Origin of the sequence: Spirosoma aureum (genome assembly GCF_011604685.1) — a bacterium.
In the GTDB taxonomy this organism is placed as follows: domain Bacteria; phylum Bacteroidota; class Bacteroidia; order Cytophagales; family Spirosomataceae; genus Spirosoma; species Spirosoma aureum.
This window is the reverse complement of record NZ_CP050063.1, coordinates 8,053,047-8,071,843: the sequence shown is the minus strand read 5'-3', so window position 1 is coordinate 8,071,843 and position 18,797 is coordinate 8,053,047. Positions and strand designations below refer to the sequence as shown.

General features: G+C 49.3%; 12 protein-coding genes and 1 riboswitch. Of the genes, 5 read left to right on the top strand and 7 right to left on the bottom strand.

The genetic code is table 11. The features are described from left to right. The first annotated feature begins 41 nt into the window (after window positions 1-41). The 5 genes from G8759_RS32385 (at window position 42) to G8759_RS32365 (ending at window position 9,438) form a co-directional block, all read left to right on the top strand. Window positions 42-1,316, top strand: coding sequence for a YeiH family protein (locus G8759_RS32385; protein ID WP_167217430.1), 1,275 nt, complete (start codon window positions 42-44; stop codon window positions 1,314-1,316). 186 nt (window positions 1,317-1,502) lie between these two features. Next, a riboswitch (SAM riboswitch) is annotated at window positions 1,503-1,602 on the top strand. Window positions 1,603-1,898: 296 nt separating this feature from the next. Continuing rightward, window positions 1,899-5,090 (top strand): SusC/RagA family TonB-linked outer membrane protein, encoded by a 3,192-nt coding sequence (locus tag G8759_RS32380; RefSeq protein WP_167217428.1) that lies wholly within the window; start codon window positions 1,899-1,901, stop codon window positions 5,088-5,090. 161 nt (window positions 5,091-5,251) lie between these two features. Beyond that, a complete protein-coding gene (locus G8759_RS32375) occupies window positions 5,252-6,712 on the top strand; it encodes a RagB/SusD family nutrient uptake outer membrane protein (RefSeq protein ID WP_167217426.1) in 1,461 nt (486 codons plus the stop codon). Window positions 6,713-6,731: 19 nt separating this feature from the next. Then, window positions 6,732-8,453, top strand: a complete 1,722-nt coding sequence (locus G8759_RS32370; protein WP_167217424.1) for a tetratricopeptide repeat protein — start codon at window positions 6,732-6,734, stop codon at window positions 8,451-8,453. Between the two features lie 109 nt (window positions 8,454-8,562). Continuing rightward, on the top strand, window positions 8,563-9,438 hold the full coding sequence (locus G8759_RS32365) for a DUF1684 domain-containing protein (RefSeq protein ID WP_167217422.1): 876 nt from the start codon (window positions 8,563-8,565) through the stop codon (window positions 9,436-9,438). Window positions 9,439-9,537: 99 nt separating this feature from the next. Here the strand turns inward: G8759_RS32365 and G8759_RS32360 are convergent, their stop codons facing one another. The 7 genes from G8759_RS32360 to G8759_RS32330 form a co-directional block, all read right to left on the bottom strand. Further along, window positions 9,538-10,671, bottom strand: coding sequence for a glycerate kinase (locus G8759_RS32360; protein WP_167217420.1), 1,134 nt, complete (start codon window positions 10,669-10,671; stop codon window positions 9,538-9,540). Between the two features lie 112 nt (window positions 10,672-10,783). After that, the gene (locus G8759_RS32355) at window positions 10,784-11,683 is read right to left on the bottom strand and encodes an NAD(P)-dependent oxidoreductase (protein ID WP_167217418.1); all 900 of its coding nucleotides are present in this window, start codon (window positions 11,681-11,683) and stop codon (window positions 10,784-10,786) included. 15 nt (window positions 11,684-11,698) lie between these two features. Next, window positions 11,699-13,846 carry a hypothetical protein gene (locus G8759_RS32350; protein WP_167217416.1) on the bottom strand — a complete coding sequence of 716 codons (2,148 nt, stop codon included), beginning with the start codon at window positions 13,844-13,846 and terminating at the stop codon, window positions 11,699-11,701. A 91-nt stretch (window positions 13,847-13,937) separates the two neighbouring features. Continuing rightward, entirely contained in the window at window positions 13,938-15,020 is a 1,083-nt protein-coding gene (locus G8759_RS32345; protein ID WP_197933062.1) for a TolB-like translocation protein, read from the bottom strand. Window positions 15,021-15,035: 15 nt separating this feature from the next. Then, on the bottom strand, window positions 15,036-15,992 hold the full coding sequence (locus G8759_RS32340) for a D-2-hydroxyacid dehydrogenase (protein WP_167217414.1): 957 nt from the start codon (window positions 15,990-15,992) through the stop codon (window positions 15,036-15,038). Between the two features lie 74 nt (window positions 15,993-16,066). After that, complete coding sequence (locus G8759_RS32335; RefSeq protein ID WP_167217412.1) at window positions 16,067-16,978, bottom strand: sugar phosphate isomerase/epimerase family protein; 912 nt, start codon at window positions 16,976-16,978, stop codon at window positions 16,067-16,069. Window positions 16,979-16,998: 20 nt separating this feature from the next. After that, window positions 16,999-18,768, bottom strand: coding sequence for an L-lactate permease (locus tag G8759_RS32330; protein WP_167217410.1), 1,770 nt, complete (start codon window positions 18,766-18,768; stop codon window positions 16,999-17,001). Window positions 18,769-18,797 lie beyond the last annotated feature (29 nt).

The following is an 18,797-nucleotide window of genomic DNA, read 5'->3' as shown; positions in this document are numbered from 1 at the left end:
CAGACAAAAACGAATTAACCTTTCTCAAACCAACTGATTACATGGAAACTATTGCTGAACCAATCACCAAAACCAAACCGGCACTGACCGAAGACTGGACCGTCGTGGTGCTTGGCCTGCTGATTATTGGTCTCTCGCTTTCGGGTATAGTGATTCCTGTGCCTGCGTTTGGCTGGAAAGAGGGTAGCGATCTGACAGCTACGGTGTTGAGTGTTAAAAACGGACTGATAATTCTCGAACAATTCGGTTTCACGTACGCCATTGCCCTTATTGGTGCCATTTTAACGGGCAAACCATTGCGGTCCACACTGTTCGGGTTCCCGATCATTTTTGGGCTAACACTATTGGCCCTGGTGCTGGCTGGAAATAAAACGCTGAAAGATCTGAACCTGGAAGCGGTCATTTTTAGCTTAAGCATTGGTCTGCTGGTGGGTAATCTGGTTCAGCTACCCGACTGGTTGAAAGGCGCGCTGGCTACGGAGCTGTTCGTCAAAATAGGACTGGTACTGCTGGGAACGACTGTCATTTTTGGCGATATTCTGAAAGCCGGATCACTGGGCTTGGTACAGGCTTTGGTGGTGGTGGTGTCGGTCTGGTATTTTGCCTACTGGATCAGTAAGCGACTTAAAATAGACGATGAACTGACCATGATGCTGGCGTCGGCGGTGTCGATTTGTGGCGTGTCGGCAGCCATTGCAACCTCGGGCGCGATTCAGGGCGATAGCAAAAAACTTTCCTATGTTATCTCGCTGGTACTGATTACGGCCATTCCAATGATGTTGTTCATGCCTTATGCAGCACACGCGCTCGGCTTGTCGCCGGAAGTAACGGGAGCCTGGCTGGGCGGAACGATCGATACAACCGGTGCAGTCGTGGCATCGGGAACATTAGCGGGCGATGAGGCTTTAAAAATCAGCACCATTGTCAAATTTTCGCAGAATGTGTTGCTGGGCGTGGCCGCTTTCGCCATTAGCGTATACTGGACCTATACTAAAAACCAGTCTGCCGATGTGCAGGCCAGTAAACCAACTTTGGGTGTCATCTGGGAGCGGTTTCCGAAGTTTATTCTGGGCTTTCTGGGGGCATCATTGCTGTTCTCCTTTGTGTTAGATGCGGAAACTGTAGATAGTGTGAAAGGAAGTCTGAAGAGCCTTCAGGGACTATGGTTTGCGCTGGCATTCACCAGCATTGGCCTTGAAACCCGCTTTGCGGATCTGTTCAAAGCTGAAAACCGTCGACCGCTTTACGCCTTTTTGATTGCCCAGACATTCAATATTTTTATAACGCTACTAATCGCGTATTTTCTGTTTCGGTAAGCTTTACGATCGGGCTGGGGTACTGGCCTGATCAACATAAAATTCTACGCTAATCAGCGGGTGAAGTAGTAAATTTTCAAGAAAAGTATTCTTTTCTTATAGATTATATAGGAATTTGTTGCTTTTTTGAAAACAGAGGCTCTATATTTGAATCGTCTTACACTTACTACCTGCAAAGTAGCTGTGGATTTATACCGAAAGGGGGAGAGACAGGCTCATTGAACCCTTAGCAACGTTCCAGTTGGAAACCGTGCTAACCTGCCTAATTGGTTAGGAACTATAAATTTACACCCGCTCCGGCGGACAGGCATGATTACCCAAATATCTTCTTCCGGCTCCTGTAAATTCAGGCATTCCCGCAGTTCGGTTCTACAATTCTGTTGTTGCCCTTGTTGATTGGCGGACCAACGACCTATTGGCTGAACGGTTGATCGGTTATTCGTAACCCATCTCGATATGTAAGCTAAGTAGCTCCCGCTGATTTATTCTGTATCAATATATTCTACTTAATATATAGAATATATGCATTAATAATTGATTCCTATAAATTCAACAGCAATTTATAGTCTAGATGCAAACACCATGACACACAAAGCTTTACGTACGTTTTACCGCTTACTGCATTTGAACATTGCCCTTTTATGGCTTTCACAAAATGCATTAGCCCAAGGACAGTCTGTTTCTGGAACAATCAGGGATAAAGCAACCGGGGAAGGGTTGCCCGGAGTATCGGTTGTGGTGAAGGGTAGCACCACGGGCACAACATCTGACCAGGAAGGGCGATTTAAACTGAACGCCCCTTCAAACGCAACCCTGATTTTCTCATTTATTGGTTATTCGTCGGTGGAGCAACCTGTACAGGGCCGGACGGTTTTTTCAATAGACCTGAGTGCCGATACGAAGCAGCTCAGCGAAGTGATGGTGGTTGGCTATGGTACGCAGACAAAAGCCGAATTTACCGGATCGGCGGTGCGGGTCAACGGTGACGCGATCAAACAACAACCCGTACAAAGTTTCGATCAGGCCCTCCAGGGGCGGGCCGCCGGAGTAAGTATTGCGCAGCCCAATGGCGTACTCAATAACCCACCCGTGATCCGGATTCGCGGAGTAAATTCAATCTCGCTGAGTTCATACCCGCTGGTTGTGGTCGATGGTATTCCTATCAATACGGGAAATGTGTCGGCTAGTACGGCTGTACCCAACAATCCGCTCGGCGACATCAACCCCGCCGATATTGAATCGATCGACGTGCTGAAAGATGCTGCTTCGACTTCTATTTACGGTTCACGGGCTGCTGCGGGTGTTTTGCTGATCACCACCAAGCGCGGAAAAGAAGGCAAGCCACGGATCAGTTACGAAACCTGGGTTGGCGCTTCCGAAACGGTTCGGCTACCTAAGCTATTGAATGCTGAACAATACATAGCCATCAAGAATGAGGCTGTGTTAAATGCCAAGATTCTGGGCGGCAATCAGAACAACGACAACGTAGCATCGGCACTTTTCTTTCCGAATAATAACCCCGATGGTTCGCCCGTCGATACCCGATGGTACGATTACATCTACCGGACGGGTGTGTCACAAAGCCATAACATCAGCGTGTCGGGTGGTACAAAATCGACGACCTATTATTTCTCGGCCAACTACACTAAACAGCAGGGAATTCTGAAAGGAAATGATTTTAACCGCAAAGGTGCCCGGTTTAATATCGATCAGGACATCACGAACTGGCTGAAGCTGAAAGCGAGTGTTTCTTATAATACCAGTTTCAATCTGTCGCCCTACTCGGGTTCAACGCCCAATACGACCTTCCTGCTGGTCTCGGCCGCCCGTTTAGCCATTGCTCTGCCACCCAATGTGCCTGTCTATAATCCAGATGGGAGCTATAGCATCAATCCGGCCAGTCCGAACACAATCGGCATGGGCAACAACCAGGTGATCAGTAATTTCGGAAACCCGGTGGCGTTGCTGGATTTAAACCGATATTCCTCCGAAAACGACCGGATCATCGGCAGTTTCAGTGCGAACGCCAAACTGCTGAAGAACCTCGACTTTACAACGACCTACTCCATTGACCGGCTGCGAACCGACAACATCAGTTTCGACAGCCCGACGCAGGGGAACGGCTATTCGAGTAAGGGTTCGGCCACCAATGTCAGTGCCGTTCGCGATAACTGGGACTGGGCCAATACACTGACGTATAATGCGACCTTTGGCAGCAAACATGCCCTATCGGTTCTGGCGGGGTATGACGTGCAGAAGTTCAATAATTCATCCTGGGGGGCAACCCGGACGCAGACGTCCGATCCATTTTTTCAGAATTATCAGGGGAACTGGGGTTCGATTACGGCCTCGAACAACGACCTGAATGAGCGGGCCTATCTGTCGTTTTTCTCGCGGCTGACGTATGACCTGAACAAGAAATATTTCGCTACGGTCAACTTCCGGCGGGATGGTAACTCAGCCTTGGGGACTGGTCGGAAATACGGAAACTTCGGTGGAGTATCGGCCGGGTGGGCCTTGTCGGAGGAGCCATTCTATAAAAACTCACGACTGGCTTCAACGCTCAGTAATGTTAAGCTCCGGGCCAGCTGGGGTCGGGTCGGTAATGGTAACCTGAGCGATTCGTATAGCTCGCTGGAATTGTATAGTGGCTCGCTGTATGGGAATGTGCCGACATGGTCGATTTCGCAGGCAGGTAACCCCAACTTAGGCTGGGAAACCAGCGATCAGACGAACATTGGTGCTGATCTGGGCTTTCTCAACGACCGCGTACAGGTTGAAGTGACGTATTTTAACAACAATGTCAACGGTCTGATTCTGAGTGCTCCACAGGCCGTATCGAAAGGTATTCCCAGTAATTCGATTCTCGGTAATGTTGGAGCTATGTATAACCGGGGCATTGAACTGGGGATTACCGGAACGGTTGTTCGAAAAGGTGATTTTTCCTGGAATGCATCGTTCAACTACACCAATCTGACCAATAAAGTAACGGCCTTATCGGATGGTAATACCGACATTGTCGGAACGACCATGGTCGCCTATGAGGCCACAAACGTTACGCGGGTTGGCTATTCGGTGGGGAGTTTGTATGGTGCTAAAACGGCTGGCGTAAATCCGGATAATGGCCGTCGCATTTTTATCAATGCCAAAGGCGAAAAAGTGCAGTACAGCCAGGTTGTGGCACCGGGCGAAAGCCAGTGGACGTACCTGGATGGCAAGACGGCCCCTGCCATTACGGGCGCAGACTATTACCTGATTGGCAACGCATTACCGAAATGGTACGGCGGCTTCTCCAACAATTTCAAGTACCGGAATTTCGATGCTGGCTTTAACCTGACCTTTTCGGGCGGTAACCTGATCATGAACGGTACTCGTGCCACGCTGCTCGATCAGCGCGCCTATAACAACTCGACCGAGGTGCTGACGCGCTGGCAGAAACCCGGCGACATTACCGATGTACCGCGCCTGGTTTACAATGATCAGACATCGACCGGATCGTCGTTCCCCGTGTCGACCAATGCCGAAAAAGGTGATTTCCTTCGACTGCAAACGGCATCGATCGGCTATCGGTTGCCAACTGCACTATTTGGTAAAACAGGTATTAGCTCGCTTCGTGTGTACGCCCAGGGTTCCAATCTGTTTTTGCTGACGCCCTACAAAGGCGCTGACCCGGAATCATCCTCGAACGGTAATTCGAACACGACGCCCGGTGTAGAGAAAAATTCCATCGGCCAGGCCCGAACCTTTACCGTTGGGCTCAACGTGGGCTTTTAAGCCGACTTTATATCGCATTCCACCAAATAAAAAAGCTTGTAGTTTATGGTCTGTCGTTTGTAGTACTTCTTGAAAGTCAATGTTTTAGTGAGCGAGTTGCAGGCCGCAAACTAAACGCTATGAACGACAGCCATAAGCTACATTAACCAGTATTGATCCGCATGAAAACATATAATTTCAGTAAAGCCATCGGCCGTTCAGGCCGCTACATTAGCCTTGGTCTGTTGCTAACCGTCTCGGCCTGTAATGAAACCGAGTTGTTGAATCCGGCACCCGTAACCTCAATTAGTGGCGCTAATGCGTTTGACACGCCCGACCGGATTCTGGGTCTGGTCAACGGCATTTACAAAGCGCTGAAAAACGCGAATTTTTACGGCGGGAATTATTACACCTATCAGGAAGCTCGCGGTGAAGAGTTCATCAACCGGACGAGCAATACATTTACGGCTTACGAAGCCTGGAATCAGACCCTGAATTCGGGCTCCAACTTCGTGGCGGGTTTCTGGGCGGCAGCTTATGCGACCATTAACAACGCCAATATTCTGATTAAAGGGCTGACCGACAATCCGAACAAAGTAAGTGCAACCCTCACGAAGCAATACATTGCTGAGGCAAAATTGACGCGGGCGCTTAGCTATTTCAGCCTCGTTACGCTTTATGCACGTCCGTTCAACGAAAACAAAGGAGCATCGCCCGGTTTGCCACTTCGTTTGCAGGCCGAAACAACGACCGCCAACAACGACCTGAAACGTAGTTCGGTCGCTGAGGTGTACACCCAGATTCTGAAGGATCTGGATGAAGCCGAAGCCGACCTTCCGCTCACCTATTCAACGGCGCTGCTCAACACGACCAGGGCGCACCGCAACACGGCCATTGCGCTAAAAACGCGCGTTTACCTGAACAGTGGCAACTGGGCAAAAGTGATTGAGGAAGCGAAGAAGATCGTGTCGGTCAGTGCCCCCTATTCGGCGGCTACGGGCGTGAATCACAAGCTACAAACGATCACCGAAATTTTTACGACCAATTACACCAGCACTGAGTCGATTCTGTCCGTTCCGATGACCGAACTCGACAACGTGACAGGTCAGTCGTCGTTTCCGTATGTCTTTAATGCGAATTCGGAGTACAACCTGAATCCGAGTGGCATTTGGGGCGACACCGAATGGAAATCGACCGACGCGAGACGGACGTTTGCACGTACCGCATCCGGCGTTCAGTTTCTGACAAAATACAACAAACCGTCTCCGTTTCTGGATTATCTGCCCATTATCCGGTATTCGGAAGTGCTACTGAACTACGCCGAAGCGGCTGCCCGCACGGGCGATCTGGCAACAGCTACCAATTTGCTCAAAGCTGTTCGAAACCGTTCGGATGCCAGCTACACGTTCCCGGCGACTGCCGTAGGAGCCCAGTCGTCGCTGATTGGCACGATACTGAAAGAACGACGCATCGAGCTGCTGGGTGAAGGTTTTCGCTCCAATGATTTACTCCGAAACCTGTTGCCATTACCGGCCAAGTCGAGTAGTTCGAACAGCGCTCCGGCGGTCGAGCCTTCGCAAAGCAATTACACCTTTCCGCTTCCCAACACCGAGATCACAACGAATAAGTTGCTGTTGAGCTAATTAACACCTGATTTTATCCATGATACTACGCATTTTAGTCGGTTGTCTGATTGTATTTAGCGCGATGGGACAGCGCGTCCGTCAGCCTGAACATCAGCACGATGTGCATGATGGCGATAGCCACGATCTCGGTCATAGCCATCTGGCTCACATTCAGGATTACCGAAAAGAAACGGTTTATGTACACAATCTTCCCGCCCCTGAACAGATCACCGGCATTGGAGCTGTTGAGTTCAGGATCACAACGTCGTCGAAACAGGCCCAGACCTTTTTTAATCAGGGTGTGGCCTTGCTGCATTGCTTCTGGGATTTTGAGGCCTATCGTGCCTTTAAAGAAGCCATTCGGTACGATTCAACGGCTATTATGCCCTACTGGGGCTTATACAGTGCGATCGGAGCCATTGAAGGAAATGATTTTAATGCGGATAAAAAGCTGGCGATCCGGAAACTGAAAGCACTGAAAGAATCGGCTTCGGAGCGCGAGAAACTCTATGCCGAAGGGATTCTGTTACGCGATGCCGATAGTGAGAACGGCAAGCAGGGATACCAGAAAAAACTGGAGGTAATTGTGCATAAATACCCTGCTGATGTGGATGCCAAGTTGTTTCTGGCCCTAAGTAAAATGGGTGGCTATGATACCGAGATGAATCCGCGTGAGGGCCAGATGTATGCGGAGTATTTGCTACGCGATCTGCTCAAAACCTATCCGAACAATGCTGCCGTGCATCATTACTGGATTCACCTGATGGAAAACTGCTGCCCCGAACAGGCAGTCCAAAGTGCTGAATTACTGCCCAAACTGGCCCCCGCTTCAGGACATATGGTGCACATGCCCGGCCATATCTACTACAAAATCGGCGACTATAAAAAGGCGTATGATGCCTTCACGGCTTCGCTGGCGGTTGATTCGGCCTACATGAAAAAGCAGCATATTCCGGAGGTCGATGCCTGGAATTATATCCACAATATCAACTACCTGCTCTCGAATTGCGCCGAAGACGGGCGCTATGCAACGGCCTTACAGTATGCCGAGAAACTGCAGAAAATGCCCGCAACCAAAGAGCGGAAACGCAAATATGAAGGCCGCTTTTTCTATCAGGGCGTGATTGCTCCGGCAAAAATGGAATTGTGTTTTGGCTTTTATAAAAAGGCTGCCGACCGCCTGGCCGCCATTAAACTCGACAAAGACAGCCTGTACACGACCAAAGCCATCGCCTACAAAGACGGGCTTTACTACTTCGCTTCGGGTATGGATGCGGTTAAAAACAATCGGATTGAGGATGCTAAACGATTTGCCGATGCGCTGGATGCGTCGCTCTGGCGAAATGCCAATCAGCAAACACCCGACGATGTGATCACGATCCGACGCCTGAACGATCTAAACGTAGCCTCACTGGAGTTGCAGGGCGTTATTAAAAGCGCCGAAAATAAGTACAGTGATGCTATTGCATTACTAGAAAAAGCGAAGAAAAAAGAAGATGATCTGGGCTATAGCGAACCCCCATCCTACGCGCGTCCCGTGCTGATCAGTCTGGCTGAGACGCATCTGAAAGCCAATCAATACGATAAAGCGATCGCGGCCTATACCCAGTTACTGGAACGACATCCGAATTCGGCGAATGCATATTGGGGGCTTTATAGGGTCTACAAGCAGAAAGGGGATGCGGCAAAAACAAAGGAGTACGCTACCCACCTGCACGCTACGGCTCAGTTTGGCGACAAAACCTTATTCCCTTTATAACCAATACGATGGTGTCGGTTTTCAGAAACCGACACCATAATACCTCAATTACCCAATTTGTCTAAAGACAATTAGTATAAAACGTTCAACCAATTAACTAGATACGATCATGAAAAAACAAATGAACTGGCTGTTGCTGTTACCGCTGTTATTGCTGGCGTTCACCATCGACTCTTCGTATGAAGAGGAAATCAAACTGTGGCACGCAAAACGGGTAGAAGACCTCAAAAAAGAAGAAGGATGGCTTAATCTGGCAGGGTTATTCTGGCTCAACGAAGGTGAAAATACTTTTGGGGGTAGTGATAAAAATATCATTGTGTTCCCGGCCGATCACAGTGATGCACAGTTAGGTAAAATCATCCTGAAAAAGGGGAAAGTCACCCTTGAAACGACACCCGGATCTCAGATTTTTGAGGGCGATAAGCCTGTCACCAGTCTCGATATTTTTCCTTACACGGGCAAACCCATTGTGCTGAAACACAAGTCCCTGCGCTGGTTCGTCATTCAGCGGGGCGACAAATACGCCATTCGTTTGCGCGACCTGGAAAGCCCGTATCTGAAAGAGTTTAAGGGAATCGACACCTATCCAATCAGTACAGACTGGCGGGTAAAAGCGAAATTCGTGCCTACGCCTGGGAAGAAAATTGCCATTACCGACATTACAGGCCGGGTAAGTGATCAGGAGTCGCCGGGGAGGTTACTGTTTACGGTAAACGGCAAAGAATATAGTCTGGATGCTACCGGAACAACCAGCCGATTGCATTTCGTTTTCGCCGATCAGACCAATAAACATGACACGTATGGCGGTGGCCGATTCCTGGATGCGCCTGGCCCGGATGCTGACGGTTACACCTATCTGGATTTTAATAAAGCCACGAATCCGCCCTGTGCCTTCACGCCCTATGCAACCTGCCCAACACCGCCGAAGGAAAACAAACTGACCGTAGCGATTGCCGCCGGTGAAAAACGCTACGGCGATCACTGAGACTAGCCGTTACTTGTATTTTAGTTCAGGCTGATCATGGCAGACGTTCATCTGCCATGATCAGCTTTTTTATGGAAGAAATGATTGGAAATAGAACGATTAGTTAGCAAGCAGATTGCCAACCTGCCAGGCTGTACGGATCAGGTTCTCTTTCGTGTATTTAAGTGCTGTCGTGATGTCTGTAGGCCCGTTTCCAATGGCCAGTAATACATCGAAATACTGATTTAGCTTCTCGTTTTGTTCAAGCGGAATTTTTCCGGCAAGGCCAATTACGGGTAAATTTTTCCGTTTCGCCTGGAAAGCAACACCAAACGGCCCTTTACCATGCAGGGTCTGTTCGTCGATGCTGCCTTCGCCGGTAATGACAACGTCGGCTTTAGCCACGGCTTCGGTGAAACCGGTAAAGTCGAGGAAGAAATCGATGCCATTGACGAGTCTGGCATTGAAAAATGTGTAAAGTCCCGCAGACACACCTCCGGCTGCACCACCGTGTTTGATGAGTGTCATATCAATTCCGGTCTGAGCCAGGGCCACCTCGGCAAACTTCCGCAGACTGGTATCCAGTTTTTTTACGCCATCGGGGGTAGCTCCTTTTTGCGGGCCGAAAACGGCAGCAGAACCGTGATCGCCAACTAACGTGTTGTCGACATCGCACAGAATACTGACCTCACAGGCTAAAATCCGCTGATCGAGCCCGGAAACATCGATGCTGGCCAGTTCGGTGAGGCTTTCGGGCGCTGTTAGTTCCTGCCCGGCTGCATTCAGAAAACGAATGCCGAGTGCCCGTAAAATGCCAGTGCCACCATCAACCGTAGCCGAACCACCAATAGCCAGTACAATCTTCGTGACGCCTTTGTCGAGCGCCAGTTTGATCAGTTCACCCGTTCCGAACGACGTAGCCCGTAGTGGATCTAATTCTTCGGGTTTGACCAGGTGAAGCCCTGATGCATTGGCCATTTCAATAATAGCTGTCTCGCCATCATTGACTAAGCCGAATGACGATGTGATCTTTCGGTTGAACGGGTCATTGACTTCTGCCGAAACAATTGAACCGTTGTGTTTTTTTATCATCAATTCGCCCGTTCCATCACCGCCGTCGCCCACCGGAAAACACTCACATACACAGTCGAGACGGCTTTTCTGTAATCCTTCCTGAATGGCCAGGGCTACATCCATAGCATTGAGGCTGTGTTTAAACGCATTCGGGGCAATGAGGACACGCGTGTTTTTCATAATAGCAAGGGGAGTAAGGCGCGAAATTAAAACACAGAGGCACTATCACGACGAAGAATTCGCGTTTTATTCGTCACTAAACAGAAACTTTGTGCTCTTTTAGACGCCGTGTTCATGAAACGGCTTTGGAATCCATATTTGACAGTTTTTCAAGGGCAAGATACAGCGCCTGATTCCCCAGCGAACCTTTGCCCATTGCCTGGATGGATAAAGACAGTTGTTTGACTAACGCCAGTCCCGGTAAAGACAACTGCATGGTTTCGGCTTCTTCGAGGGCAATGCCCATATCCTTGACAAAATTATCGATCGTGCCGCCCGGCGAATAATCGCCTTTTACGATTTTAGGAGCCAGCACATCCAGACTCCAGCAACCTGCGGCCCCTTTGCTGATCGATTGAAGCATGGTCGTTAAATCAAGTCCTGCTTTACGGCCGTAGATCAGCCCTTCGCACACGCCGATCAGCGTTCCGGCAATCGTGATCTGGTTGCACATTTTCGTATGTTGACCCGCTCCGGCCGGGCCCTGATAGATTATATTTTTGCCAAATGCCTCAAAAACCGGCATTACCCGATCAACAGCGCTTTTTTTGCCACCAACCATAATTGACAGCGTACCGTTGATCGCGCCTACCTCGCCACCCGATACGGGCGCGTCAATGGAATCGACACCAAGCGTAGCGGCATGTTGTGCGATCTGGACGGCCAGACTGGGTTTGGTCGTTGTCATGTCAATAGTAACAGCCCCCGACTTTATACCCTGAAACACACCGTCGGCCCCAAAGTAACAAGCTTCTACATCTTTCGGGTAACCAATCATGGTGATCACTACATCAGACTGTTCGGCAAGGGCAGCCGGAGTGTCGAACCAGGTCGCACCCATTTCCATGAGCGAATCGGCTTTGCTTTTGGTTCGGTTATGGACAAGTACGGTGTACCCGGCATTCAGCAGGTGTTTTGCAATTGGATTCCCCATCAGGCCGGTGCCAATTACGCCAATCGTTTTATCGTTCATGATGATTTTTTGTACTTACTGATACAGACAAACCAGCATTTCGAAATCATCTACTTGTGGCACCACGCATTCTACCCATCCATTGCTTTGGGTAAATTTCAGATTATTGTCCGACCGGGCGAGCTTTAGCTGCTTTACCGGTTTGGCTGGCTTGAACCGAATCGTCGTGTTCTGAATGGGAATTGGTTCCCGCAACGACGCCCCAATCTGGCCGGAGTGATTGATCATACCGATCCATTCAAAAGCGTCATTTCGATTGGACATATGCGTCATTTCGATGAGGGGCGATGCATTGGTTTTTATCGAGCTCGGTGTTTGTAAGACCGTTTGCAAAGCCGCCGTAAACAAAGCCCGGTGCCCGTGATTACCCTTGAATTCATAGTGGGTGCCCAGACGCCAGGGAATGAAAACCGTTTTGCCTTTCCCGTACGAATTGCTGATCAGGCCGGGCGAATCGGTGATGTCATTATCGGTGAAATACGATTTTTCGGGTGGCCCGAACCGAACGGCGGGTACGAGTTTCATGTAGGTCTGTGAAGAGCCGCTGGGTTTGCATTTCATGAAGTCAGAATACAGCATGATCAGATCGAGGTCTTTGAAGCCGTCGGCTCCCAGTGTTTTTTTGTCGCTGGCCGACACTTGCAGATAGGTCGAATTTGTTCTGGGGAATAGATCGTATTCGGGCGATACACCCAGCGATTTAAGTCGTATCGTTTTCAGGGGTTTGCCCGTTTCATCATTCGTTGAGCTAAAACCTGTAACCAATAGTTTCCCCCCCTTTTGTACGTACTCGTCAAGTTGAGCGGTCAGCTGATCACTCATATTGGGCAGATCACCCAGAATAACCGCGTCGTAGTCCTGCAACGGACGTGGGGCTGATTTGCTGCCAATGGTCAATGGCTCGATGATATCGTACATGATGTGCTCTTCGGAGAGCAGTTTAATCATCCCTCGGTACTCTTTCTCGGTGCCTTTGATGAGGCCGACATGGCTCACCGGTTTAAGATTCGTAAAAAACGTTTCGTTCTTTTTATGAAAGCCATACAGGTCATTCAGAATCGGAATAAACACGCGGTCGTCCTGATTGACCAGTGTGCCGATAACATTGAAATCGAGTGGAGCCCCGTTGAGCATGTTGCCCAGCAACCATACCCGGCCAATATTGGGTGAGGTCGCCGTGTGCCGAAACGGTATGGCAATAAAATAGATGAAGACGTTGCTGGGTGTTTTGTCCCTGTAAGAGCCTAGCACACGTTTTACATGGTCTGTGCCGGAGTAATTCCATTCGTATTCATCGGTCAACCAGGAGCTCGACTCGTCACGAATCATGTCGACACCTGCATCGGCGTAAGTATTGACAATCAGGTTCGGATTTAGTTTTTTAACGTAATCACCAATTTTATAGAAAAGCTCGTCGGCAGTGGTTTTTTTGAAAGTATTATACCGTCGGAAGACCGGATCGTTCATGTCTGCTTTTACCGGAAGGGTCATGCCGGTTTCGGTCTGAAAGCGTTTTTTGCAGTTGTCGCACTGGCAGATGCCATGGTAAGTACCGCCATAATCGGTTGTCGTGTAGCCGATCATGTTGAAGAAAATGCCATCGAGCGGATACTTCGTGATCGCTTCTTTTAGTATTTCAAAGCCATATTCCTGTTGATAGCCGCCGTTGGGGCAGGTATGAACCTGCCCGTTGAAATGTACATGCTTTCCGTTCGTGCCGACATACAGCCACTCCGGTTTCTTTTGGGCGTATGTTTCATTGATCTTGCTGAAGTCAAATCGACCGATCACTTTTATGCCTTTCGCGTGGAGCTTGGTTACCAGATCGCCGACCAGGTCACCGCCTTTCATGAACTGATTTTTGAAGTGATAATCGAGCGTGGTCGGGTAATTCGCCACAATACCGCCCACGTTTAACATCACTACGGTGGCCGAAGCATCGACCATCGACTGCACATAGGCATCGGTATTCATTAACGCATCGGTTTCGCGCAGGTTGGTTTGAATGAGCCGGACGGGTGCCCGATTCCACCAGGTGCCATCATAGCTACCCGGATCTGGTTTGGTGCTATTGGCAGCTGTTTTTTTTGCCGCGCCGGTTTGCCCAAGTACGACCCCGGAGGCCAGCAGCAGCAACGCAAGTAAATAGTGATTGATTTTCATGGTTGTTGGGTTTAGAAAGTCTGAAATCAAATCGCCTTATATAGGGTTGGGCCGCAAAGGGTGGTCCACGTGTTTCTACATAAGATGCACCTCATTTGTTGAACCAGTAAAGCAGTACGCCGTAGCCGACTCCGGCCGGATCAGATGATTTTGCCGACTGAAAAGCCATAAATTTCCCATCGGTTGACACGACGGAATTCGACGCTTTACAGCCTTCATAGTCATTAAAGTGGGTTAGACGCTCTATATTTTTGCCGGTTCCGTCGAGTTTTAGTTTCCAGATGTCGATGTTGCCGGGGCCGGTTTTCCCGCCCAGCCAGGCGACTTGCCTGTCCGATTCAACCGTAACGTAGTTGGCATTGGCAAAAATGCCTTCCGGTTCGGTATGCGTTTCGGTGGTTTTTGACTGATCGGTTAGCTGCCCGGTCTGTAAGTCAATAGCCATCACGGTGGCTTTTTGGGCAGGGTTGTAGCAAAAGAAAATCAGCTGCCTGTCGTTGTCGTAAAAGTCCTGAGCTTCCAACGAACAGGTCTGATTTTCGACCCTGTATACTTTTTTTTGGTTCGTAAGCATTGGTTTGTTGCCCGACATAATCAGATCAGCCACGACCAATTCAGATGTGCTACGGGATGGGTCAGATTCTGATCGGTACTCCTGCGTGAACGCTACTTTTAATGTCTTCTTTGAGATGGCCAGCCCTGCACTGATTTTCTGGCCTAATTTTATCGGTTTTGCGCCCCGCTGGTTCCGTAAAAACCAAAGCTCACTGTCGCGTACCCGACTGATGGTGGCGTCTTCGAAGTGGTCTGGACCCGTCAGTAAATAATCGCCGTTGGGCAGGTGCATCACGCGCAGGAACGCAGCCGCCGGAACGTTGCAGGTGAGGCAGCGAATGGTGCGGGTTTTCAGGTCGATAGTCATGGCATCGCCGAAGCTTTTTGCCATAAAGGCAATGCTTTTGTTGTCTGGCGAAATATCGGCTCGTTCCCCGAAGTGTGTCAGGATCTCAATGTTCGCTGGAAGATGCTCCAGTGGATCACCTTGTTTGCGGGTGCCGACCGTCGGATTTTGCTGTGCCACGACAGGCTGACTGGCAAAAAAAAGACACAATAAGAGATGTAGGGCATTCGTCCGCTGGGTAGCGAACAAACGCCCGATCGGGGTAATTTCCATAAGCCGACTCGCTTGTTAATTGACTACATTGACAGGGTTACCGTTGATAAATGCAGTGAGGTTATTGACTGTAATATCCATGAGCCGGGCTCTGGCTTCTTTGGTTGCCCAGGCTATGTGTGGCGTGATCAGGCAATTTTTTGCACTGAATAATGGGTTATCGGCGGAGGGAGGTTCTGCGGATAATACGTCGATACCGGCTCCGGCAATGACATTGTTATTGAGCGCGTCCGCTAAATCCTGATCAACGACGATTGGCCCTCTTGACGTATTCAGCAGGAAGGCCGAGCGTTTCATGCGGGCTAAATTGTCCTTGTTGATCAGCCCTTTCGTTTCGGGCACTAAAGGCGTATGGATACTGACAACATCCGATTGCTCCAGCAGTTCGGGAATCTCGGCCCACTGGAAGTTTTTTCGGTGCGACTGATCCGTATGATTCCGTTTCGATCCGATGATATTCATGCCAAAAGCGGTGGCAATATCGCCGACTTTTTCGCCGATACTACCGAAGCCGATGATGCCGATGGTTTTACCCGACAGTTCTACTAACGGATAATCCCAAAAGCACCAGTCAATCGATTTCGCCCATTTGCCTTCCCTGACCGAATCGCTGTGCCGTTGAACATGCTGGGTCAGTTCGAGGAGTAGCGCGAAGGTTAACTGAACGACCGACGCCGTACCATAGCCGGGTACGTTACTGACAATAACTCCGTTCTTTTTGGTAATGTCTGTATTGACGACGTTATAACCAGTGGCCAATACGCCGATAAATTTCAAGTTAGGCAGCTTGTCTAAAATGTCTTCGCCCAGCGGTGTTTTGTTGGTAAAGACGATTTCAGCCTCTTTTGCCCGCTCGACTACCTGATCGGCGGGGGTTCGGTCATACACCGTTAACTCACCCAGTTTTTCTAAACCATCCCAGGATAAATCGCCCGGATTCAGCGTATAACCGTCTAATACGACAATCTTCATCGTTGATTTTTTTGATTATGTTTTTTGTCATTCCTGGGAACGAAGAATGACAAAAAAACGAAATAACATCGATACTATACCCGTGCCCAGGCTTCGTTTAACGTACGTTTGGCATTGGCAATAACCACATCCGGATCTTCATCGCCAAACGGTTTCACTTCAAAGCTTACGATGGGCGGATTTTCTGTATTCAGATAGCCGATGTCCAGTAATACTTTCAGATAATGAACTACTTCCGGAACGTCATTTTCGCCGTTCGGGAAACCGAAGCGGGGGTGTACATCGCCATAGGCAGGCATATCCGGGCTTTTGACCACGCAGTTGCCGATGTGTGCGTGCGTGATGTACTCTTTAACCGGCAATAGCGACTCTTCAATCGTTTCGTGAATCAGGGGAATATGGCTCAGATCGACCATTAACCCGAAATGATCGTGCTCTTTCCGAACTTCCTGCACGTAGCGTAAGGCCAGATCGGCCGGGCCAATCAGCGATTTTTTATCGACGTCGTAATCGAACACTTCCAGCGAAACTTTCATATCGCCTTTGCTTTTCGTGTAGGCGCAGATTTCGTTGGTCGACTTCACCAGCAACTCGAACGCTTCTTCTTTTCGGGCTTCTTCGTATTTCCCGCTCAGAAACGAGAAGCCAGTGGCGCCAATTTCATAGGCTTCGTCAATGCCTTCTTTTACGTTGGCGAGCGCCCGTTGTCTACCTTCTTCGTTGGTATCGTTGAGGTTAAGGCCGGTGGTTAACAGGCGGGGTTGTGCTGCGTAGGCCACGGTCATGTGTGACGAATCCAGAAGACTTTTCACCTTCTTCCGAACGTCGGTATCCTTAACCGTTGTGATTTCTATGGCCGCGAAATACTCGTCTAACACGACTTTTTTTATGGTTTCCAACACCGGCCCTTCACCTTTCATGGTTTCGGGAAATGCCATGAAATGGACAAGGCCAACTTTCATGTAGTTGCAAAGCGGAGCATTCATGCTAATTCAGGGTGCAAAAGTTAATTAACTAAATCTGGGGTTTGTTCTTTCTTTCTGGAGGTCATCAGAATGGCAGTCGCGATACCGATTAGTAAGACTCCCAATACAATAAGGTACGTAAATCCTTTCGACACGTCGGGTAGAGCCGTGGTTTTTTTAGTGCCAAGCATTTCATAGACAGGAATAAGCCATTTAAAGGCGTAGGCCTGAGCGAGTACAATAAGGCAGATAAAGAGCAGCATGTAGAAACTATGCTTTACCGTAAAGCGGAATAGTTCAGACTCTTTTCCCACCAGATTACCCGCTGCTGCGGCAACGGCAATGGATTGCGGAGAAATCATTTTGCCGACAACACCACCCGATATGTTAGCCGCCACCGTCACCACCGGATCTACACCAATCGAGGTTGCCGTGGCATACTGGAGTTTACTGAACAGGGCATTCGCCGACGTGTCGGAACCCGTGATGAAAACGCCCAGCCAGCCCAGTACGGGCGCGAAAAATGGGAACATGAATCCTGTATTGGCCAGTACGTCGGCCAGGGTGAGTGTAATGCCGGAATCGTTCAGGATGTAGGCAAATCCTAACACAGCCGCGATTGTAAGAATAGGAAACTTCAGTTGATTTAACGTAGCACCAAATACGTTTGCTCCCTCGCGATAGGTCAGACCTACCAGCGGAATCGCGATCAGAGCTGCAATCAGGATGGCTGTTCCGGCTGCGGATAAGTAGTTAAATTTGAATAGCTTAGGTAATAGATTTCCATCTTCGCCCTGAATGGCATTGTGAAGTCCGGGAAACTCAAACTGGACCATTCCGGCCGAATTAAGTGCATCTTTAATCGGTTGAATGCCCCAGGCAATTACCATGATGGTCAACACAATAAACGGCGACCAGGCTCTGATGAGCTGGCCGTTTGTGTAGCTGATATCGGTATTGATGGTAGCGGCTGGCTCGTTGGCAAAGCGCCAGATGGTTTTCGGTTTCCAGAAGCGCAGGAAAGCCATCAGGCACACAATAGAACCAAGACCAGCAATGACATCGGGCAGGGCGGGTCCTAAAAAGTTAGAGGAGAAATATTGCAGGAAGGCAAACGAAATGCCCGATATCAATACAGCAGGCCATATTTCCTTTGCTTTCTGTAAACCGGCAATGATGCTAACCAGATAAAAAGGCAGCATAATCGATAAAATCGGCAGTGTCCGGCCGACCATCTGCGAAATGGGTAATTCGGGGATACCCGACACCTGCGAGGCCACCGTAATGGGAATGCCGATGGAACCAAAGGCAACGGGTGCGGTATTGGCAATCAGGCAAATTCCTGACGCATAAAGTGGATTGAAACCAAGCCCTACGAGCATAGCCGCCGTAATGGCAACGGGTGCACCAAACCCGGCTGTACCTTCCAGAAATGAGCCGAATGAAAACGCGATCAATAGCGCCTGTAGTCGCCGGTCGGAGGTGATCGAGGCCATGAAATGTTTGATAATCTCAAACTGGCCGCTCTTCACCGTGACGTTGAACAGAAATACGGCCATCACCACGAGCCAGCAGATTGGGAACAAGCCATATACCGCTCCGTGTGCGGCTGATAACAGCGCCAGTTTTACGGGCATGCCATAGACAAGAATGGCAATGATCATGGCCAGACCCGTAGCGATCAAACTGGCCTGATACCCTTTCATTTTCCTGATTATCAGCGCCCAGAATATGAATAGTATAGGCACTGCCGCAACCAGGACGGATAAAGCGATATTGTTGAACGGATCAATAACTTGTTTCCAGATCATAAGTTGTATTCAGTTAATGAATTGATTGT